This is a genomic window from Mycobacterium bohemicum DSM 44277 (genome assembly GCF_001053185.1).
GTDB classification, from domain to species: domain Bacteria; phylum Actinomycetota; class Actinomycetes; order Mycobacteriales; family Mycobacteriaceae; genus Mycobacterium; species Mycobacterium bohemicum.
The window spans coordinates 1019925-1040794 of record NZ_CSTD01000001.1 but is presented as its reverse complement, the minus strand read 5'-3'; the positions used below and the strand labels follow the sequence as shown (position 1 = coordinate 1040794).

The window sequence follows — 20870 nt, the reverse complement described above, 5'->3', positions numbered from 1 at the left end:
CTGGGCGACCGGCTGGACAGAGGGAGGAGGCTTCACCCAGCTCCAAACGATTGGCAGACAACGGTAGTCGATGGGAACGTTGGGCGCGTGCGGTGATGAGACGCCCGGTGCCGGTTCTTGTGGCCTGCACACTGATCCTGTTGGTGGCCGCGATCATGGTGGCAATTTTCAGATCTTTCTGCCTGGACAGAATCCCGGAGATGAAACAGATCGGATTCGGACTCGCTGTTGCGGTGCTGTTTGACGCCACACTCATCCGCGTCACCCTTGTGCCTGCCTTCATTGAAAATCACCGGGAACTGGAACTGGTGGATCCCACGCCGCCTGGACCGGCTGCTACCCGAACTCCAGCACGGATGAGCTCCCGAACGCGTTTTACCACGTGACGGGCAGCTCATTCATACCGTAGATGCCGGACTCGGCTTTGAACGTGAGATCGGCTGACGGTACGGCTAATTGCAAGCTGGGCAGGCGCCTTGCCAGTGACGCAAACGCTACCTGCATTTCGACTCGCGCAAGGTTCTGCCCGATGCATTGATGAACTCCGTAGCCAAAACCGAGGTGTCCCCGCGTCTTTCGCTCGACATCGAACTGATCGGGATCGCTGGCGAAAGTATCATCCCAGTTGCCGGCCGGCAGGTTCATCAACAGCCTTTCTCCCGCACGCACGAGTTGGCCACCGATTACGAGGTCTTGGGTAGCCACCCGGTCGACTTGACTCTGCACGATGGTGAGATACCGCATCAGCTCTTCAACGATGTTGGCAACCAAAGAGTGATCGTCGGTTTGGCCCAGTCGATGAAACACCTCTGGCCGATCCAGCAGCGCAAGGGTACCCAACGCGATCATATTCGCCGTGGTTTCGTGACCCGCCTGCATCATGATCACGCCCGTCATGGCTGTGGTGTCTCGATCGAGTTGGCCGGTCATTACGTAATCGGTGACCAGGCGGCTGATCAGGTCGTCGCCGGGCTCGCGTTGCTTTCGCTGTGTCAACTCGTGAATGTAAAGGTACATTGCCGCAAATGCCTGCGAACGCTGCTCGTCGCTCACACTTGAGTCCAAGGTGATCGCGGTGTTGCGCTGAAAAAAATCGAGATCTTCCTCCGGGACGCCCAGCAGCAAAGCGATCACCAAAGACGGTACGGGCAACGCGAATTCGCGCACCAGATCCGATGGTGGCCCGGTGGCAATCATCGTATCCAGGCATTCATCGACCAGCTGTTGGATTTGTTGCCGACGCGATTCGCTGCGCCTGAAGGTGAATTGACTGGTCATCATCCGTCGGAGCCGATGATGTTCGGGGTCGTCGGTTCGCGCAAACATGACGGGTGTATTTTCGCGGCCCGCAGGCATGCGGGACCAATCGATCGTATCGGCCGAAAGTCGTTGATCGACTAACGCTTCCCGGATGTCGTGGTAGCGACTCACCACCCAGTGTGGTTGGCCTTGCCATGTCGCACGTCGCAGACCCGGCTCCTGGCGCCAGGTCGTGAATGCCGCAGGCGGCTCAAGCGGACACTGAACTGCGCGGGGGACCGGCATCACTGGCATATCGCCGCCGGAGGAGAGATCTGAGGTTTCCGAAGACATCGACGGTCAGTCCAGCGGGGTGAACTCTAAGTGAAGGTTGGTCAGACCGCGCAGGATGAAGGTGGGTTCATACCCGTAGTGGCGGGTGTCGGCGGGGCCGTGGCAGGCCTCGCTGATGCGGATGTCGGCCATCCGGTCAAAGATGCGGTTCAGTGAGATGCGGCCTTCGGCACGCGCGAGCGGCGCCCCTGGGCAGGAGTGATTGCCGCGGCCAAAGGCGATGTGTTCACGCACATTCGGGCGGTCCAGCCGAAATTCGTTGGGTGCGTCGAACTTTGCGGGGTCACGGTTGCATGCTCCAGGGAGCAGCATCATGGTGGTGCCGGCCGCGATCGGCACGCCGCCCACCGTGGTCGATTGCCGTGCCAGGCGGAAGTGGCTTTTCACCGGGCTTTCCATGCGCAGCGTTTCTTCCAGGAACACCGGGATGCGACTGCGGTCCTCGCGCAGCACCGTCTGAATGTCGGGGCGCTCCCCGAGAACGCGCAGCGCGAAGCTGAGAAGTTTCGTGGTGGTCTCCATGCCCGCCGAGAACAGGAACGTCGCCAGGTGCACGACATCCATCACCTCAGGTGTTGACCCGTCCGGGTACTTGGCTTGCGCCAGTTCAGTTAGCACGTCCTGGCGTGGCTGCGCACGGCGCTCGACGATGTAGCCGGCGAACTTCTCATCCAGCCACAGCAGCGGGTTGTGCGCTGGCGCGTCGTCGCCGAGAGCGCCGGGGACCTCGTCGTTGGCTGCCAGCGTCGCACGGAACATCTTGTGGTCGTCTTCGGGAACACCGAGCAGATCGGCGATCACCAGCAGCGAGAACGGTCGCGCGTAGTCCTCCAGGAACTCGCAGCTGCCGCGGGACACGAACTCGTCGAGTTGCTCGTCGGCCAAGCGCCACATGAAGTCTTCGTTCTCCGACAGGCGCTTGGGGGTCAGCAGACGGCTCAACAACCCTCGGGTGTAGGCGTGCTCGGGGGGGTCTTGGGTGACGATGTGCTCGCTCATCGGGATCTGGTCGCGCTTTTCGGCGATCAGGGCGCTGATGTCATCGGTGTCGGTGTCGAAGGACACCCCGGCGTAGGGGCCGGCCACCGACACACACGCCGAAAAGGTGTTGTCCTTATAGACGGTGAGGGCTTCTTGGTGGCCGGTGATGGCCATCACCTGATGGTGCGGCTCGGCGGTCACCGGGCATTTGGCGCGTAGATGGTCGAAATACCCGTAGGGGTCGGGCACCAGCTCAGGGTCGGTGAAATAGTCGACCGAATCGAAGTCGTTCACAGCCAAATCTCCTCTTGCAGTGGGGCTGTCACAATACGGGCGCGGCGGATTCGGTGACCGAGGCGTCGTGGAGGTTCATGACGTCGGCAAGGTTGTCGGCGATGTCTTCGGCGGTCAGCGCGTCCCTGGCGAATCCGGGTCCACGCACCACGGCGAGGCGCGCGACGCTGCCCATCCCAATCTGAAGAACCTCACCGGTCAGCGGGCACGAGTCGTGAGCCAGGAACACCGCTGCCGGCGCGCATAATTCGGGCGGCATGGCGGCGTTGATTTGGTCCATGACGTCGGTGGGTATGGACAGGTGCTCGGCCAGGGCGTGGGAGTGTGAGGCCGACATGCGGGTGAACGCGCGCGGCGCGATGGCGTTAACCGCGATGCCGTGCGCGGCTCCCTCGGTGGCCAGATTCCGGGTCAGTCCAAACACTGCACCCTTTGCTGCCCCGTAACTGCTCAATTCGGGGATACCGCCGAGCATGGCTTCAGAAACGGTGTTGACCACCCGGCCGTATCCGGCGCGGATGAAGTGCGGCCAGGCGGCGCGGGTGACAAGCACGGTGCCGACATAGTGAACGTCGATCATCGTGCGAAACTGGCTGACGGTCAGATCTTGGAACGGGGCGGGATCGTGGATGCCGGCGTTGTTGACGATCGCGTCCAGCCGCCCAAACTGTCTGAGCGCGGTGTCGATGATGTCGGCGGCGGCGCGTTCATCGGCGACCGAGGCAAAACAGGCGACGGCTTGGCCGCCGGAGGCGTTGATCTCCTCGGCGACCGCTTCGGCGGGTGCCCGAGAGTGACCGCCGCCGTCGATGTCGGCGCCGCTATCGACGACGACGACGCGTGCTCCCTTGGCGGCCAACAGCAGTGCGTGGCTTCGTCCGACCCCCCGGCCCGCGCCGGTGACCACGACCACCCGGTCATCGAAGCGCAGTCCGGTCACGACCCCCTCCTGTCTGCGATTGTGCGGTTCGAGGCGACTGCGCCCACGTGGCAGACCGGTCCACCGCGGGCGATTCGGGGCAGCGCCGCAGTAAGCGGTGCTGCGGCCGCCCGCCGTGCATCATCGCGTCGACCCGTCGTGGAACCCACCGCCACCTCTTAGGTGTCGGCGCCGAACCGGACCGGCAGCGACGTCGGCGATCGGAACACCTGCCCGCGGATGTGGGGATCGTTGCCGTCGGGGTCCAGCCGCAGGTTGGGCAGGCGGTCCAATAACAGATTGACCGCAACGCGCATCTCCATGCGGGCCAGGTGCATTCCCAGGCAGACGTGCGGACCGTGACCCCACGAGATCGGGGTCCTGGGTTGACGGAACAGGTTGAACCGGTCGGGGTCGGGGTAGCGGTTCTCGTCGCGGTTGGCGGCACCGAGCATCGGCATCACCGAGGACCCGGCGGGGATGGGCACCCCGGCCAGTTCGGTGTCGCGGGTGGCCACACGCGTGATCGACAGCAGCGGTGCCTCCCACCGCACCGCCTCTTCAATGGCTGCTGACAGCAGTGTGCGGTCGTCGCGCACGGCGTCGAGCTGATCGGGGTTGGACAGCAGTCCGAACAGCAGGTTGCCCAGTGAGCGGTAGGTGGTTTCCACCCCGGCGGGCAACAACAGATGCAGGAAGCAAAAGATTTCCTCATCGGAGAGTTTCTCTCCGTCGATCTCGGCGGCGGCCAGGCCGCTGGTGAGATCGACGCGGGGCTGCTCGCGGCGGGCCGCAAGGATCGGCACCAGGTAGTCACCCAGCGCCTTGGTGGCTTCGGCGGCGCGCTCGGGATTGACCCCTACTGACAGGAGCGAAATGGACCACCGCTGAAACTGTGGATAGTCCTTTTGGGGTAGGCCCAGCAGGCCGGCGATGACTCGGCTGGGGTAGGGAAAGGTGAATTCCTTCACCAGATCTGCGCTGCCGCGATCGGCGAACGTGTCGATCAGCTCGTTGCCGACTCGGCCGGCAAGATCGGTTTCCCAGCGCGCCAGCGCTTTGGGGGAGAAGGCCTTGGAGACCAGTGCGCGGTGGCGGCCGTGCTCGGGCTCGTCCATGCCGACCATGACGTGTTTGCCGATCCCGAAGAAGTCCTTGATGATGGCCGAGGAGAAGGTTTCGTTGTCGCGCAACAGTTCCTGAATGTCCTCGTGGCGGTACACCATGAAGACCGGTTTGCCCTCCTCGCCGGGCATGACCGAAAAGTCGAGGCGCTGAATGGGTTCGGTGCGCCGCATCCGCGACAGTTCGGTATAGGGGTCGCGGACGTCGCCGGCCACGGCGTCATCGAAAGACCCGAAGTCCTCCAGATCATCGAATAATTGCATGCGCTAAAACCTTTCAGCTGGCTGGGTAGGCGACGGACTTCACCTCGGTGGACTGGTCGAACCCGGCGACACCGTTTTGGCGGTCGACACCGCTGGCCTTGAAACCCCCGAACGGGGTGTCGGCGCCGTATCCGACCGTGCCGTTGAGTCCGATGAACCCGGTGCGCAGCCGCCGCGCCACGGCCAGTGACCGTTCCAGTGATCCCGACATCACGTTGCCGGCTTGGCCGTCGACCAGCTGCCGTCAATGAGCATCCGCGACTCAAACCGACGGGTAACTGCCTCAGACACGGTTCTCGCTTTGCGGGCATGGCGCTGCGCTCGTGGCCTTGGCGGCGCCGTGCCGTGGAAGGCCCATGGCGATGCGGATGATCTGGTGCATCGCCCTGGCGGGCAAAAGCCGGTTGAGGATGAGCAGCATTTTGGCGTCGACGCCGACGGCGTGCCGGGCGTAGGGCGCAGTATCGTCGAGGGCTTTGGCCAGTGCGTGCGCGAAACGTCTGGGCGGGCTGGCCATCCGGATGGCCAGTCGGCCCCGCCGCTCGATGGTGGTGGTCAAGGCGCCGTAGGGTCCGCTGAAGTCGCGGTGGTCCTGCACCCCGGCGTCGGTGATGATGTCGGTGTCAAACACCCCGGTCACCAGGACGCTGACACCCAGCCCGAACGGCGCGATCTCGGCGGCCAGGGCTTCAGCCCACCGCTCAGATCCGGCCTTGGACGCCGAGTACGACGCCGTGCAGGGCATCCCGCGGACACCGTTTTCGCTGGCGATCACCACGATGCGGCCGCGTCCGGCGGCGCGCATCGAGGGCAGCAGCGCGTTGGTCAGTGCCACCGGGCCGAACAGGTTGGTGGCGAACAGCTGCTGCCACACGTCGAGGTCGAGTTCTTCGACGCAGCCCACCGCGGTGATCCCGGCATTGTGCACCACGACATCCGGGGCTCCAACCGCCTCGAGGATCGCCTTGGCTGCGTTCGTGATCGATGCCGGATCGGTGAGATCGAGTTGCACGCCGATCAACCGCGAACTGTCGGCGGGGGCCCCGGTGGCATCCAGTATGTTTTGCAGGCCGATCTCCGGTGTGCGCATCGCCGCGACGACTCGCCATCCGGCCTTGTACAGGTGGGCCGCCGAGGCCAGCCCCAGCCCGCGCGAGGCCCCGGTGATGACGACGCTGCGGGACTCACCCATGGCTGACCTGCAGCGCGCAGCGTGGACTGTCAGAAACCGTATCGACGGCGCGATGGCTCTGCGATCGGCCCCGTATCCGCGTCGACCCCATCACTGCCCGGCACGGTCTCCGTTGGCCGGCCGTGTCATAGAAGCTCTGCACGCTGGTCACTTTCGTGTAATCCCTTACTCCCGTAGCGCGGGTCGAATCGGAAAAGCTCGCCGTGAGCGTCTCCATCGCCACGACGACTCCTTCGCGGCATGTCGGCTCTGCGTGAGACAACCTCAGCGACCGCAGGTTTGGGTGGCGCCGGGCACGAAGGACACCAGTCCGACACCCTGATACCGGGCGACGATGCGCTCGTACTGGCGGCGGTTGCGGGCCAAGGGTGTTTCGGTGATGCGGCGCGGCAGCCGACGGTAGGCCCCGCGCAGTACCCGGCTGAACACGAGAAATTCGATGTCGTGTCGGCGCGTCCAGGGCATCGGGACCAGGGCGCGGACTCTGGGGTGCATGATGCCGAATCCGAGGATGGCCGCAATATGCCCGAAGATCGGGCCAAGAAGCGAATACAGCGGCGCGGTGATCGCCGGCATGTGCGCGGGCCGCCTTGGGTGCAGTGTGGCGGCCATGACGATGTCCAAAGCTTCGGTGTGGGTGAGCTTTTCGGCGGCAACATGATCGTAGTAGGCGCACAGCTGTGGATAGCTGGTCGGAAGTTCACGCGCCCGGCCGGGCATCTGCAAGTCGGCGGTGAGTGCTCGGTAGCGGTCCCAGACGGCCTGATCGCCCGTGTCGTCGAGCTGTTCACCGGTCAGCGCGATGAAGGCGCCGCGGTGCATGAAGAAGATGCTGATCAGATTCCAGTTCCAGGCCTCGGGGTTGAGCCCGCTGTACCGGATCCCCTCGGGTGTCACGCCTTTGATGTCGCGGTGCAGCCGCACCAGGCGTTGCATCTCTTCGCGGCGATGGGCGCCGTTCGCCAGCACCGCCACTTGGTCTGACGCCGCCGTGCGCCGTGCCCGCCCATACGGGTTGTCGCGGATGCGGGCGGTGTCAACCAGAGAAGCTGACACCATCGGCAGCATCATCTCGTCGAACAGGGCCGGGGAGAACAGTGCCAGCAACCGGGTTCCCATGATGCGTTCGAAACGGTCGGCCACCGAGGCGGTTGGCGCGTCAGCAAGACACGACGCCGCGGGGTGGTCGTGGATCGGTGCTGATGACGCGATCAACACGTCAGGCGATTCAACCGACATGAGGCCTCTCCCTCAGATCTGGGCAGATCTGGCGCAGCGCGACACCAGAATATATTCTGGTGTCAGATTGCACCAAACAGTCCGAAGGGTCAAGGGCTCTGGGATACTTTTTGCGATGACTTCTGTTGCGCGCTCTTACGGTGGCGTCACTGCCGAGCGGCGTCGCGCCACCCGGCGTGCGGCGCTGCTGGAGGCGGCCCTGGACCTCTTCGCCGAATACGGTGCGCGCGCGGTGTCCAAGCGTGCGGTGTGTTCACGCGCGCGACTCAACGACCGATATTTCTACGAGCACTTCACCGATTCCGACGCACTGCTAGAAGCCATGGTCAGGGATCAGACCACTGCCGGGCTGGAGGCAGTCGGCGCCGCCGCCCATGGTGTCGGTTCCGATGTCGGCGCGCAGATCCGCGCCACCGCTGCTGCGTCGCTGGTATTTCTCACTGCCGATCCGCGCCGTGGCCAATTGCTGTTGCGCTCGCACACCTCCGACGTGATGCAGCGTGCGCGCGTGGACAGCACTCGGGCGATCGCCAACGCGATGACCGCGATGCTCACCGATACGGCCACCACTGGACCTGCTAGCCGGCTGGACATCGAGATGGCGTCGTTTGCGTTGGTCAGCGGTGCGATGGAAGTGATCGCCGGCTGGCTGCGCGGTGATTTCGCCACCGACCAAGATCACGTCGCTGACACCGTTGCCGGGCTGTTACTGGCCATCCCCGACATCGCGGCCGCGTTGCCAGCCGTCTCGGCGAACAGCATTCCACTGCGCCGGTGAGCTGTTAGGCGGTGGGCACCAGCGCCGAGATGTCCTCGCCTTGCAGGATTTTGACGGTCAGGTTGACGTCGAAGTAGTCGGTCCAGCGGGTGATTGTGCCGTCCTCGTCGACCACGAATGTTCCCATCACCGGCACGCCCGGTTTGGATCCGTCGGGGGCCTGAATGTAATCGAGTCGTTCAGTGAGAACGATCGGACCGTCGTGGGCGATGTTGACGATCTCAAACGCATAGGCGTCGGGAAACATGGAGAACTGGGCGGCCATGTTTTCCACGATGGCGTCGGCGCCCACGGTGGCGGGCATGCCGACGTTCTGATATACCGCACCGTCGGCCAACAGCGGGCGCAGCGCCTCGGCGTCGCGTTTTTCCATCAGCGCGCAGAACTGGCGGACGACATCGACGGGATCAGGCATCAGCGACCTCCGGTGAGCTACAGGGCAGGCGAAGCTACGGTTCAGATACAGAATGTAGGTCACCTACAGATGGTATGCAATAGGCTTACGTGATGGCTGCCGCCGGTTCTGAGCGCCTCGACACCAAAGCCCGCCGCGCTGCGCAGGCTGAGGCCACCCGTGCAGCGTTGATCGACGCTGCACGTGACCTTTTCGTCGAGAAGGGCTACCACGACACCGGGACCGAAGAGATCGTGCTGGCCGCCGGTGTGGGCACGCGCGGAGCGCTGTATCACCACTTCACCGACAAGCAGGCTCTTTTCGAGGCCGTCTTCCTGACGGTCGAAGAAGAACTCGTGATGGCGGCAGCGCAGAAGCTCACCGGCGATGCGGATCTGTCGGCGCTGGACGTGCTGCGGCGCGGCCTGCTCGGCTTCCTCGACGCCTCCCTGACCAAGCCCGTGCAACGGATCCTGCTCATCGACGGACCGGTGGTGCTGGGCTGGCAGCGCTGGCGCGAGCTGGAAAGCCGCTACGGCCTGGGCGCTATCCACGCCATGCTGCACCGCGCCGCCGACGAGGGTGACCTAGCCACGGCACTGTCGATCGACGTGCTCGCGCATCTGCTGCTCGCGGCCGCCGACGAGGCCGCACTGTTCATCGCCAACGCCGCCGATCAGGTCGCAGCGCGCGATCGAGCGGTGCACACCCTGGATGCACTCGTCGAAGGGTTGCGCAACACCGACCGCGAATGATTGACCCACATACAGCCTGTATGTAGGCTCGCACGTCACGCGGGCAGATCTCATGGACAAAGCTGCCGGCAAAGGAGGCGTGATGGGCAACAGCTGCACCGTGGATGGCGCAGTCATCGACTTCACCGACACCGGATCGGGGCCAGTCGTGGTGTTCGTGCACGGCGTTTACGTCGGCGGGGCGATTTGGCAGCGGGTGGTGGCGGCGCTGGGGGGGCGGGTGCGCTGCATCGTGCCGACCTGGCCGCTGGGTGCCCATCTGCCGGTCGGTCGCGATGTCGATCTGGGTGCCGGCGCCGCGGCGAGGCGCATCGTGGCCTTTCTCGACCAGCTCGACCTACACGATGTCACGGTGGTGGCCAACGACACCGGCGGCGGGCTGGTGCTGGCCGCGCTGGGCGACCCCTCGCTGGACGTGTCGCGCATCGCCAGCCTGGTCTTCACTAACTGTGACAGCTACGAGCACTTCCCGCCTGGCCAGTTCAAGCTCGTCGTGCAGTTGTGCCGACGAAGTCCCGCGGTGGGCCGAGCGATGCTCGCCATGCTGGCCAGCCCGGTGGGTCAGAAGGTGTTCCTGCGGGCGGTGTGTCGCACGCGACTGTCCGCGGGAGAACGCGCCGAGCTGTTCGGTGCCTTCCTGACCAACAAGTCCACGCGTGCGCAAGCCGCCACCGTCACCGCGTCGTTGGATCCGGCGCTGACCCTGCGGGCGGTCGACGCGATCCAGCGCTTCGACAAGCCGGTGGCCGTGGTGTGGGGAACCGAGGACAAATTGTTTCCCTTCTCCGATGCCGAGCGGCTCGCCCGTGACTTCCCCCGGGCCACGCTCATCACGATTCCGCACAGTCTCGCTTACGTGATGATCGATGCACCCCAGGAGCTGGCCAGCGCCATCGTCGACATCGCGGCGGCGTCATGACCGGCAACAACAGCTGGGATGTCACCACCAATCTCGGAACCACCGCGCTGGGGGTGGCGGCTCAGCGGGCCGCCGAGACGGCCCAGAATGATCCGCTGTTTCGTGACGAGTTCGCCGCTGTGCTGGTCGCGGCCGTCGAGGAGCCCGGTTGGCAGATGATGGCCTCCGGTGACCTGTCCTGGATGGGTCCCGAAGATGACAACGGCCGCCGGGCAGCCACGAGCGGGCGCGATTACGTCGCCAGCAGAACCGTGCACTTCGACGACTTCCTCGCCGCCGCCGTCACCGCGGGAATCCGTCAGGTGGTCATCCTCGCTGCCGGTCTGGATGCCCGGTCCTATCGCCTGAACAGCCTGTCCGGGGTGGTGGTCTACGAAGTGGATCAACCCAATGTCCTGGGTTTCAAGCACACCGTGTTGCGGGCGCATGGCGCGGTGCCGGTGGCGGATATGCGTGCGGTGCCGGTCGATCTTCGCGACGACGAGTGGCCCTCAACGCTGAGCTCGGCGGGCTTTGATGCCTCGGCGTCCACGGCGTGGCTGGTCGAAGGGCTGCTTCCGTACCTGTCGTCTGCCGATCAGGAGCACCTCTTCGACCGGGTACTCGGGCTCAGCGCCGAGGGTAGCTGTATCGGAGCGGACGCCTATCCCAGTGCGTCGACTCATCTCGGTGAGGATCGGATGAGCAGCTGGCGGCAGGGGGCCGCTGAGATCCGCGACAAGATCGGCGTCACCATGGACGTGGCGGCCTACATCAAGCACGAGGACCTCACCGACATTGCCGATTGGCTTGCGCGCCGCGGATGGATCGTCGACGCCCTCGACAGCCGCGAGCTGATGGCGCGCCTCGGGCGCGCTCTGCCTGCCGACCTGATCGGTGTCCTTCCGATCAGCTCCCTGATCACCGCCACAATGCCTCCGGGATCTGCCCTGACCAGCCCATGACGTCTACAGCCGCATTTCGTGACTGGTCACCGCGGTGATTCATTCGGCATGTTCGGTCGCGCCGTTCTTGGCTTTCAGTCGCAGCGATGCAGGAAACCGTGCAGGATCGCTTGGACGAGTTCGTCGACGATCGCCTCACGGGAAGGCTGGTTGGCCCCGAAGAAGGTCGAGCGCAAAGCGACCATGCCGGCGATCGTTGCGACCGTGGTGTGCGCGGGCAGGTCGGGCCGGCCGGCCCGCAACCCGCGCAGACGCATGCCCTCAGCGCTGATCTGACCGAGCACGCCGAGCGCCCGTGTGATGTCGGCGATACCCGCGTCGGTGATCTCGTCCTCGCTGAGCGTCTCCGATGCGACGAGCGTCAGCAGAAGCCCTCGATGTTCGACGACCACGTCGTAGAGCTGTCCGACGAAATGTCTTGCCAATTCCTCTTCGTCGGTTTCGTCGGGGACCACTGATTGCCACGTTCGGCCGAATTCGTCGACGAAATCGGTGAACGGTAGGACGAGGGCTTCCCGGAACAGTCCGGCTTTTGAGCCGAAGTTGCGGAACAGCAGGTACTCGTTAACGTCAGCGGCTTCGGCGATCTCGCGTGTCGTGGTGCTGCGGTAGTCCTTGCGAGCGAACAGCTCACGCGCGGCATCCAGGAGAAGTCGGCGCGGCTCACCGCGGGGCCGGCGCAGGGCCTGTACCGGCGCATCTGCCGTTGCCCGATCCTTGGCGGACGGTCGCTGGGGCACGGTTGTTCTCTCCTTGGACCGCGCTGAGCGGTTGATGGCATTCACGATAGTCGGCCTTGACCAACCGCCTTAGAATAGTGTCCACTATTAACGCGGTCGTGGTGCTGGTTTGGCGAAAGGGTGTGGGTGTGGGCGCAGTCATCATGCTCGGCACGCTGCTCGGGTTGATCATCGTGATCTTCGGGCTGGTCTGTTATTTCGACCCCGAAGCGCGCCGCCGTTCGGGTCAAGAAACTACGTCATGACGACCGAGCTGACGCCGTTGCTGACGGCGGCCAATGCCTTCGGCTGGCTGAGCGGCATCGGGTTCACCGTCACCGGGATCTACCTGAGCGTTCGCCGCCGCCGGTTGCACCCGCTGCTTCTGCTGTGCATCTCGGCGATCTCGTTCTCATGGATCGAAGCCCCGTATGACTGGGCGATGTATGCGCAATTTCCGCCGGCACTTCCACGCATGCCGTCGTGGTGGCCGTTGAACATGACCTGGGGTGGGCTGCCCTCGTCGGTGCCCCTAGGGTACATCGGCTACTTCTGCATTCCGGCCGTCGTCGGCGCCGCACTGGGGCGCGGGCTGAGCGCACGGTTCAACTGGCGCAGGCCGATCACGCTGCTGGCCGTGGGCCTGGCCGTCGGGTTCTGCTGGGCCTTGCTGTTCAACGGGGGCCTGGGCGCCCGGATCGGCGTCTTCTACTACGCCTTCGTGATCCCCGGACTGGGACTGTTTGAGGGGACCCTGCACCAGTACCCGATCTATGACGCTGTCGCGATGGGTATTCAGATGATGGTCTTCACCTATCTGGTGGGCCGCACGGATGCGCAAGGCCGCAATGTCATCGAGATGTGGGCCGACCGGCTCTCGAAAACCAAGGTGCAGTCGGCAGTGCTGGCTGTCGTCGCGGTCATCGTCATCGGAAACGTGCTCTACGGCAGCCTTTTCGCACCCCACCTCGTGACCAAACACATGGGTTACGTGACCTCGGGTCCCGATGCGCAATTGTTCCCTGGCGTGCCGAACCAACCCAGGTAGTGAAAGAGGATCTGTGATCAGCAATCAAACCGCGGGGCTGTACTACGACCCGTTCGACTTCGATATCGACGATGATCCGTATCCGGTGTGGAAACGGATGCGGGCCGAAGCCCCGTTGTATTTCAACGACAAGTACAACTTCTATGCGCTCAGTCGCTACGACGACGTGGCGCGTGCTCTGCCCGATTGGCACACGTATCGCTCGGGACGGGGTACGACCGCCGACATATTGTTCAGTGGCATCGACGTACCGCCGGGCATCTTGTTGTTCGAGGATCCGCCGCTGCATGATCTGCACCGGCGCTTGTTGTCTCGAGTCTTCACCCCTCGGCGGATGCTGGCCGTAGAAAGCCTGGTGCGCGGTTTCTGTTCGCGCGCACTGGATCCGCTTCGCGACGCGGACGGGTTCGACTTCGTCGTTGATCTCGGCGCGATCATGCCGATGCGCACGATCGGCTACCTGTTGGGTATCCCCGAAGAAGGCCAGCAGCAGATCCGTGATCGCAATGACAAGAGCATCACGGTCGGCGCATCGGAGGCAGCCGGCGGTGTCAGCCCGACGATCTTCGAGGATGCGATCGCCATGTTCGCCGAATACATCGAGTGGAGGGCGACACATCCATCCGATGACCTGATGACAGATCTGCTCAACGCAGAGGTAGAAGACCAAGACGGATCACGGCGCCGGCTCGAACGCGCTGAAGTGCTCGCCTATACCGCGATGATCGCCGGCGCCGGAAACGAAACCACCGCTCGGCTCATTGGATTCATGGGCCAGCTGCTCGGCGAGCATCCAGATCAGCGACGCGAACTCGCCGCGGATTCCTCTCTGATCCCCTCGGCGGTGGAGGAGACGCTGCGCTACGAGCCGCCATCACCGGTACAGGCACGCTACGTCGCTCGCGACGTCGAGCTCTACGGTGACACCGTAGCAGAGGGGTCATACATGTTGCTGCTCAACGGATCTGCCAATCGTGACGAGACGCGATTCACTGACCCCGACCGTTACGACATCCACCGCAAAGGCGGTCATCTCAGTTTTGGACAAGGACTGCACTTTTGTCTTGGCTCAGCCCTAGCGCGACTCGAGGCACGCGTCGCCTTCGAGGAGGTCCTCAAGCGATGGACTGACTGGACCGTCGACTACGACAACGCAAGCAGAGCCCACACCTCCAGCGTCCGAGGATGGGCACGCCTTCCGGTCACAACCGTTTAGCCCGCTCGCGCCGAGCTGCACAGCTTGAAACGGCGCTGCAGTCTTTACGGGAAGGCGATCCGCGGTGTGTCTCTACGAAACCGTGTGCCGAGCGCCGGGCGGCCAACGGGGCGCGGATTGGCTCGTGCCCGAGCGCCTGGGGCCGACCATCGCACAGTGGATGAGTCTCTACACCTAGAGGCTGCGGCTGCGGCCCACCGACAAATTGGGCGGTTAGTAGGCACTGGCCCATATGTTTTCGCCAGGCAGAGCGCCACAACAGCTGCCCGGTTCAATATGCTGCGTGGGCGATAGTGGCTGTGGATGCCACGTTGCGGCCCGCGCAGTCACCGAAGGATCAGTAAATACATCCGCGAGCACGGTCGACCAAATATTTGTCCGCACTTATCCCGTCCGGGTCAGATATGACCATTGCAAACCGGTATGAAGGGCTGAGGCCACCTGTTCTTGAACCAAATATATGTTCTGGTTACAGTGCCTGAGGAAGCCGAGAAAAGGGCGGGTAATGATAGTGAAGCTTCGTTTACAGCCAGGGCTCCCCCGTAGTACGCCAGGGGACGCTGCGGCACACAGGCAGCCCAACGGCCGCTCCGCCGCGATGACCAACACGGCGCTTCGTATCGGTGTCATGGTCATGCCATGGATTCCGCCGTGGCTCAAATGCCTCCTCGCTGGCCGTAGAAGGGTCACCATCGACGGCAACACCCTTGACAGCACGCTGCAGTTAATACTGGCCGCCCAACTGCGCACACGCACTGGCGGCCTGTCGGCTGCTGGCGATCCTGGAATCGCCCGCGCCCTGATGCGGAACTCGCACTCGGTGATGGGCACCCGCGTCGCCGTCCCCACCACCGACCTCACGATTCCGGGACCCGACCGCCCCCTGCGGACGCGACACTACCGACCGATCGTCGCGGGGCCGGCCCCACTGCTTGTCTTCTTCCATGGCGGTGGTTTTGTCGTCGGCGACATTGAATCCCACGACGGACTGTGCCGGATGATCTGCAAAGACGCCGCGATACATGTTTTGTCGGTGGACTACCGGCGCGCGCCTGAACACAAGGCCCCAGCCGCGGTCGACGACTGCGTCGCGGCCTATCGCTGGGCACTTGGACACGCCGCCGAACTAGGCGCCGACCCGTCCCGAATCGGCGTCGGCGGCGACAGCGCGGGCGGAAATCTAGCGGCACTGGTCGCGCTGCGCAGCCGCGACGAGGGCATTGGGCAACCGGCGCTGCAGGTGTTGCTCTATCCGAGCCTCGACCTGTCCGCGGAAACCCGGTCGCGCATCCTGTTCTCAGACGGATTCTTCCTCTCCAAGCAGGACATGGACTGGTTCAAAGAGTTGTATCTGGACGGCGCCGGCCTTGCAGCCGACGATGCGCGGGTATCGCCACTGAAGGCCGCCGACCTATCCGGTCTGGCACCGGCCCTGGTGCTCACCGCGGGATTCGATCCACTGCGCGACGAGGGAAACGAATACGCCACGGCGCTGCGCTCGGCCGGTGTCAGCGTAGACCACCGCCAGTTCGATGCGCTTACCCACGGCTTTGCCAGTCTCGCCCCGTTCGGCGGCGGGAGCGCGGATGCTATCGCGGCCACCATCTCGGCCATCCGCGCCCACCTCAGCCGCGGCTGACCCGAAAACCGGCAGCTACATCGTGCCAAAGGATCCCCGCCGCTCAGCACTGCAAAACACGACTACAACCACCGTCGCCCACATTGGTGCCCTGGCGCGCCACCCACCCACCAACCCACTACGCAGCCCCTGCGCGCACCGATGAGCGAGGGCCCCGCTCGTCGTGGATGCGCTACCTGCTGGTGAACTGCAATCGGAGGACCCATCTGTGATGTCGAAGCTGGCAGTAGTGACCGGCGGGGCTGGTGGTATGGGGCTGGCCGTGGCCCATGTCATAGGTCGCCAAGTCGGAGTGCTGATCTGCGATGTCAGCCAGGATCGCCTTGACGCCGCCCAACGGGAGCTCCGCGGCGCCGGGATTGACTGTGCGCGACCCTCTGCGATGTCAGCCAGGATCGCCTTGACGCCGCCCAACGGGAGCTCCGCGGCGCCGGGATTGACTGTGCGCGACCCTCTGCGATATCACCGATTGCCAATCGGTGAGCAAGCTCGTCGCGCGCGCTCAAGAGCTCGGAACCGTCACCTCGGTCGTTCACACCGCCGGCGTCAGCCCGAGCATGGGATCAGCAGAGATGATCTTGCGCATCAATGCCGTCGGCACCGTTCTGATCAACAACGCTTTCCACGACATCGCCAGCCAGGGCATGGCCCTGGTCAACGTCGCCTCCGTCGCCGGACACCAGCTCCCGGCCGTTGTTACCCCCAAGCGCCGCTACAGGCGGTCCTTAACCGACATCGACCGGTTCCACGCAGAGCTGCTGGCGCTGTGCAAGCTGATGCCATCCGCGAGACGGCCCCAACTGGCCTACATGCTCAGTAAGAACTTCGTCATTTGGTACAGCAAGACGATCGCCGCGCAGTACGGACGCAAGGGCGCGCGCGTGGTCTCAGTCTCACCCGGCTCATTCGACACTCCCATGGGAAAGCTCGAGGAAGGAGCCGGCGCTGGCGCCCTGGCTCAGCTGGGCGCACTCAAACGCTTCGGCCGCCCATCAGAGATCGCCGAACTGCTTGCGTTTTGCGCCAGCGACAAGCCCGGATACCTCACCGGCACCGACATCATCTGCGACGGCGGTGTCATGGCCGCGATGAGGCCCAAGGACATGCTGAAACTCGCTCGCTCACAGTGACGTCCGCACAAACTGGATGGTCATAAAGCGCTCGCCGTTGTAGAAGAACTGTTCAACAGCCCGAACATCGCGGGCCGGCTTCACGTTGGTAGGTCCGGTCATTGCTGAATCGTAGCCCCGTCAACACCCAGATCGTCTGTAGCGCAGGCTCGCCGGGGCTGCGGGCGCGCGCCGCTGGGACCGCTTGCCACGCATCCTGCACAGACGCTAATTCCGCCGGCTTTGCTGTGCTATGCCGCGGCAGCAAGTTAGCATGATTCGTCCAAAGCGCTGCGCAATCCGGCTAGGCAGCTCACGGGCATCGGCTATTTTCCGTCCGCAAGGTCAACGCCGAGGCGACCTACTACGCCGAATAGCTCCTCGTAGATGTTCGCGGGGATGGTGAACGATTCCGTTCCTGAAATCTCGGAGAAGTGTTCGGCGATATCGTCGGCGGTGGCGGTGACTTCTGTATTGGCCAGCCAACCGTCCCCAAGACCGATAAACGCCCTTGCGTATCTGCCTGCCAAGGCGGAGTAGTTCTGATGAGTACATTCGCAGGCACGACTGGCTAGATAAGTGACCATCGGCACAACCTTCTCTGGTGCAATTATATCCTTCAGTCCGGTTTCTTCCAGCGTCTTGGAGTCCACCGTTTCGGTGACCATCCGCGAAAAGCCAAACGGCAGGACGGTGTTTGAGACGATCCCGTGGTCGGCTCCCTCAAGCGCGATGACGTTGCTCAGCCCGACCAGCCCCGCCTTTGCGGCACCATAGTGCGCTTCTAGATGCTGCCCGAACATGCCGCCCGACGACGAGATAAACACGAAACGTCCGTATCCCTGTCTCTTCATTACCTTGAACGCGGGTTGACTCAGGTGAAAACCGCCGTCCAAGTGGACCGACAACATCCGCCTCCAATCGGTCGCCGTCATCTCGTCGAAGGCGATGCTGTTGAAGATGCCCGCATTGCTGACCACAGCGTCAAGGCGTCCGAAGTGTTCGAGAGCGGTTTGGACAATGGCGTTTCCGCCTTCGGGGCTGTCAACTGAATCGTAGGACGGGACGGCGTTCCCACCCGCTTCGACGATTTCTGTGACGACTTCATCCGCGACCTTTGTGTCGGAACCCTCGCCACGCATCGTGCCGCCTAGATCGTTGACCACCACCGAAGCTCCGCGACTTGCTAAGTCCATGACGTAGAGCCGGCCCAAACCCCTACCAGCTCCGGTGACTATCGCAACTTGACCTTCGAAATCAATCATCTCCAACTCCCGAAAAGCTATCCGATCAGCGACGGCGCTGACCCGGCCAACGCAACCCCAAGCCAACGGGGCTGCCCGAACCGCTACGCGAGCACGTCCAGGGCGGCACCGTCTCTAGAGTCATTGCCAGCAGCCGACACAGTCAATGACTTGCGGACAGCCTGCAAGGCCGATGACCGCGCTGGGCATGACAGTTGGCGCATCAGAACGGCCTAGACCAGGCACTAGTGTGAGACACGGCCGCAAATGTGTCTCACAAATGAGAGAAGCTATCACGGGTGATGAGAGGACTTTGGCATGACACGTAGGGACTGGGCGTTGGGGCCAGACCGCAACGCCGCTGCGCGTGAGCGCATCCTTTCCGCTGCCTCGGAGTTGGTCTCACGCAGGGGATTCGAGGCATTTACAGTTGAGGCGCTTGCCGGCAAATTGCATTGCTCGCCTGCGACCGTTTACCGCCACGCGGGCGGCAAGACTATGATCATCGAAGCTCTCATCTCGCGATTCTCCGAACGTATAGCGCGCTCGGTCAATGAGGCAATTGCAGAACTGAGCGGTACTGAGCGGGTTGTAGGCGCAATCCTCGTCGGGTTGGAACACATGCGCGCCGAACCACTTGGCCAATTAATAATGGGTGACATTCGGCCAGGACACGATGGCGGGGCCGTGAGTACTTCACCCCTGGTGGCCTCCGGCCACCGCTGAAGGATCGCTACAGCGCACGCCGCGGCACCTATCGCGTTCTCTACAGAATTGACCACGAGCGGCAGCAGGTCACCGTCGTGGGCGTATTCAGTCGTACGGATGCCTACCGTCGTCGATGACAGCAGCATCCGCTCTACGACCCGCATGCGGGCCAGCGGTCCGCACCCCTTCGCCAGTCCGCACACAGTCCGCAGGAGTCTCACCGACCCCCATTCAATCCTCGGCACTTTTCGGCTGTGTATTCCGTTGTGCCGAGCGGATTACCGTCGTTTGACGCCACACATCATTAAACGTCGTCAAATCCCATTTCCGCAGGTGGGACGCTCTCATAATCCGTTGGTCGCGGGTTCGAGCCCCGCCCGCCCCACGTCAGAGCTGGTAGAGGGAGTATTGGCCGAGCAGTTGCCGGGCCGGGATGCCCGCTTTACCGGCGAGCGGGCGCCGCGACGGCTGCCCGTGTGACTGTTGCGGCAAGTGGGGCATATACACCAAAGGTTCGCCTGTCAACCTTGTAGCCCACCGGCGTGTCGTCCCGAGATTTGTCAGACGTTCTTGGAACAATCGCACACATGAGTTTTTTGCCGCACATCCTCACGACCCACGAGTTCTGGGCCGGGGGCTTCATCGTAGGCGCGCTGAGCAGCGCCACCACCTACATCTCTACCCGCGCCAGCGATAGGCGGAAGGCGAAGCAGGAAGACAAGGTGCTCGACCGCAAGGAGGAGCGCGAGGACAGGTTGCGGGAACACGAGGCACTCCGCGAGGCGGCGATGGAGTTCGCGCAGGTGTCGACCGACATCCTCACCACGACCATCGACATCAACGGCGTCTTCAACATGGTGCGCGACGCGTTCTACAATCAGGCCGGGGCCGACGACCCGAACGCGGAGGCGAAGTTCGAACACTCTCAAAAGGTGATTGACGCGCAGATGAGAATCGCTGTGCCAGTGAACAAGTTGAAGATGTTTGCGCCGACAAACGTACTCGCGGCGGCTACCCGCGCGACGGCCGCGATCATCACGACCGTTCAGCAGACGACGGAGCCCTTTGCGGGGCTGGTCGCCCGCAAAGCCGCATCCGACGAGGTCAACAACTTCATCAGCGTCTTCCGTGAAGAGCTCGGGCGCGACCCGTACACCAACGACCAGCAGCAAGAGCAGGTGGCTTCCTTCTTGGAGACGCTGAGGAAGCAAGTGGCCGACTTCGTAGAAGAGTCGAAGGCCGACATGAAGGCGGCGGGCTTCAAAACCACGCCCTGGGACGCTCCCCGGCCAAAACCCGAACCCGAACCGGAACAGACCGACGAGCAGCCCACGTTCCTGGGACCGACCCCGTCAGTTCCGGTGAAGTCCCTCAATGTCGGCGAGGACATTGCGTTACCGATTGCTCGAAGGGGTGCCACGGGCACTATTGGGCTTCGTTCGACCATCCGGAGCTTCAATGGCGACCGGACTCGGATGACTGTCTTTGTCCACAACGGCGCAAAAACGTTGACGCTCAACGTGAATCCAGAACTCCAATTTGCCAGAGTCGGCGCACCACCGGCGGCGTCCTAGCTCTACTGCCGCTTTTTGGTGGGCCGCCGCAAAGTTCTTCGCGCGCGGGCGCGGGCCTGGCCGTTCCCGTTGCCCTTCGCGCCATCTGCCTTTGCGAGCTTGGCGCGGGCTGCGGTGTTGCTTTCTTGGTGCTGTCCGATGTTTCGTTGCGGAGTTGAAATCACGGATCGTGCCGCCGCTGTGGGCTAGGGTGATTGCGAGCGCAATTCGGAGAGGT

21 protein-coding genes and 2 pseudogenes are annotated in these 20870 nt (G+C 63.5%); 13 read left to right on the top strand and 10 right to left on the bottom strand.

Annotation, left to right across the window (positions count from 1 at the left end; all coding sequences use genetic code 11):
- Nucleotides 1–107: 107 nt before the first annotated feature.
- Nucleotides 108–386, top strand: a complete 279-nt coding sequence (locus tag BN971_RS24480; protein ID WP_134799573.1) for a hypothetical protein — start codon at nt 108–110, stop codon at nt 384–386.
- Here BN971_RS24480 and BN971_RS05025 read toward each other — a convergent pair.
- From BN971_RS05025 to BN971_RS04995, 7 genes and pseudogenes are all read right to left on the bottom strand, one after another.
- The gene (locus BN971_RS05025) at nt 376–1593 is read right to left on the bottom strand and encodes a cytochrome P450 (RefSeq protein WP_085181871.1); all 1218 of its coding nucleotides are present in this window, start codon (nt 1591–1593) and stop codon (nt 376–378) included. The two genes, BN971_RS24480 and BN971_RS05025, sit on opposite strands and share 11 nt — an antisense overlap.
- A 6-nt stretch (nt 1594–1599) precedes the next feature.
- Nucleotides 1600–2868 carry a cytochrome P450 gene (locus BN971_RS05020; protein WP_085181872.1) on the bottom strand — a complete coding sequence of 423 codons (1269 nt, stop codon included), beginning with the start codon at nt 2866–2868 and terminating at the stop codon, nt 1600–1602.
- A 28-nt stretch (nt 2869–2896) separates the two neighbouring features.
- A complete protein-coding gene (locus BN971_RS05015) occupies nt 2897–3808 on the bottom strand; it encodes an SDR family NAD(P)-dependent oxidoreductase (protein WP_066911709.1) in 912 nt (303 codons plus the stop codon).
- A 158-nt stretch (nt 3809–3966) separates the two neighbouring features.
- Nucleotides 3967–5175, bottom strand: coding sequence for a cytochrome P450 (locus BN971_RS05010; RefSeq protein WP_066911712.1), 1209 nt, complete (start codon nt 5173–5175; stop codon nt 3967–3969).
- A gap of 13 nt (nt 5176–5188) precedes the next feature.
- Nucleotides 5189–5404, bottom strand: a pseudogene (locus BN971_RS05005) (aldehyde dehydrogenase family protein); the annotation flags it as partial.
- Between the two features lie 54 nt (nt 5405–5458).
- On the bottom strand, nt 5459–6367 hold the full coding sequence (locus BN971_RS05000) for an SDR family oxidoreductase (RefSeq protein ID WP_066911718.1): 909 nt from the start codon (nt 6365–6367) through the stop codon (nt 5459–5461).
- A gap of 264 nt (nt 6368–6631) precedes the next feature.
- The gene (locus BN971_RS04995) at nt 6632–7606 is read right to left on the bottom strand and encodes an oxygenase MpaB family protein (RefSeq protein ID WP_084454086.1); all 975 of its coding nucleotides are present in this window, start codon (nt 7604–7606) and stop codon (nt 6632–6634) included.
- Between the two features lie 115 nt (nt 7607–7721).
- On the opposite strand from BN971_RS04995, the gene BN971_RS04990 reads away from it, so the two are divergent.
- Entirely contained in the window at nt 7722–8384 is a 663-nt protein-coding gene (locus BN971_RS04990) for a TetR/AcrR family transcriptional regulator (protein WP_066911724.1), read from the top strand.
- 4 nt (nt 8385–8388) lie between these two features.
- On the opposite strand, the gene BN971_RS04985 is transcribed toward BN971_RS04990, so the two are convergent.
- Nucleotides 8389–8799 carry a limonene-1,2-epoxide hydrolase family protein gene (locus BN971_RS04985; protein WP_077087696.1) on the bottom strand — a complete coding sequence of 137 codons (411 nt, stop codon included), beginning with the start codon at nt 8797–8799 and terminating at the stop codon, nt 8389–8391.
- A gap of 92 nt (nt 8800–8891) precedes the next feature.
- Between BN971_RS04985 and BN971_RS04980 the strand changes: the two genes are divergently transcribed.
- The 3 genes from BN971_RS04980 to BN971_RS04970 all read left to right on the top strand — a co-directional run bounded on the left by BN971_RS04980 (nt 8892) and on the right by BN971_RS04970 (nt 11396).
- Nucleotides 8892–9533, top strand: coding sequence for a TetR/AcrR family transcriptional regulator (locus BN971_RS04980; RefSeq protein ID WP_066911730.1), 642 nt, complete (start codon nt 8892–8894; stop codon nt 9531–9533).
- 82 nt (nt 9534–9615) lie between these two features.
- Nucleotides 9616–10452 (top strand): alpha/beta fold hydrolase, encoded by an 837-nt coding sequence (locus BN971_RS04975; RefSeq protein ID WP_066911734.1) that lies wholly within the window; start codon nt 9616–9618, stop codon nt 10450–10452.
- Entirely contained in the window at nt 10449–11396 is a 948-nt protein-coding gene (locus tag BN971_RS04970; protein WP_066911737.1) for an SAM-dependent methyltransferase, read from the top strand. Before BN971_RS04975 ends, BN971_RS04970 begins: the two co-directional genes overlap by 4 nt.
- Nucleotides 11397–11470: 74 nt before the next feature.
- Here BN971_RS04970 and BN971_RS04965 read toward each other — a convergent pair whose 3' ends face one another.
- Complete coding sequence (locus BN971_RS04965; RefSeq protein ID WP_066911740.1) at nt 11471–12136, bottom strand: TetR/AcrR family transcriptional regulator; 666 nt, start codon at nt 12134–12136, stop codon at nt 11471–11473.
- Between the two features lie 98 nt (nt 12137–12234).
- Here BN971_RS04965 and BN971_RS24930 point away from each other — a divergent pair, with 98 nt between their 5' ends.
- From BN971_RS24930 to BN971_RS04945, 5 genes and pseudogenes are all read left to right on the top strand, one after another.
- A complete protein-coding gene (locus tag BN971_RS24930; RefSeq protein ID WP_170322089.1) occupies nt 12235–12381 on the top strand; it encodes a hypothetical protein in 147 nt (48 codons plus the stop codon).
- Nucleotides 12378–13163, top strand: coding sequence for a spirocyclase AveC family protein (locus tag BN971_RS04960; protein WP_066911743.1), 786 nt, complete (start codon nt 12378–12380; stop codon nt 13161–13163). The genes BN971_RS24930 and BN971_RS04960 overlap by 4 nt, the downstream gene beginning before the upstream one ends.
- Nucleotides 13164–13260: 97 nt before the next feature.
- Nucleotides 13261–14379 (top strand): cytochrome P450, encoded by a 1119-nt coding sequence (locus BN971_RS04955; protein ID WP_235852862.1) that lies wholly within the window; start codon nt 13261–13263, stop codon nt 14377–14379.
- Between the two features lie 598 nt (nt 14380–14977).
- Nucleotides 14978–16018, top strand: coding sequence for an alpha/beta hydrolase (locus tag BN971_RS04950; protein ID WP_066911749.1), 1041 nt, complete (start codon nt 14978–14980; stop codon nt 16016–16018).
- Nucleotides 16019–16229: 211 nt separating this feature from the next.
- Nucleotides 16230–17148, top strand: a pseudogene (locus tag BN971_RS04945) (SDR family oxidoreductase).
- Between the two features lie 305 nt (nt 17149–17453).
- Here BN971_RS04945 and BN971_RS04940 read toward each other — a convergent pair.
- On the bottom strand, nt 17454–18392 hold the full coding sequence (locus BN971_RS04940) for an SDR family NAD(P)-dependent oxidoreductase (protein WP_066911752.1): 939 nt from the start codon (nt 18390–18392) through the stop codon (nt 17454–17456).
- Nucleotides 18393–18689: 297 nt separating this feature from the next.
- On the opposite strand from BN971_RS04940, the gene BN971_RS04935 reads away from it, so the two are divergent.
- The 3 genes from BN971_RS04935 to BN971_RS04930 all read left to right on the top strand — a co-directional run bounded on the left by BN971_RS04935 (nt 18690) and on the right by BN971_RS04930 (nt 20653).
- Entirely contained in the window at nt 18690–19097 is a 408-nt protein-coding gene (locus BN971_RS04935) for a TetR/AcrR family transcriptional regulator (RefSeq protein ID WP_084454089.1), read from the top strand.
- The gene (locus BN971_RS24475; protein ID WP_139027086.1) at nt 19094–19216 is read left to right on the top strand and encodes a type II toxin-antitoxin system RelE family toxin; all 123 of its coding nucleotides are present in this window, start codon (nt 19094–19096) and stop codon (nt 19214–19216) included. Before BN971_RS04935 ends, BN971_RS24475 begins: the two co-directional genes overlap by 4 nt.
- Nucleotides 19217–19666: 450 nt before the next feature.
- Nucleotides 19667–20653 (top strand): hypothetical protein, encoded by a 987-nt coding sequence (locus tag BN971_RS04930; RefSeq protein WP_066911755.1) that lies wholly within the window; start codon nt 19667–19669, stop codon nt 20651–20653.
- Nucleotides 20654–20870 lie beyond the last annotated feature (217 nt).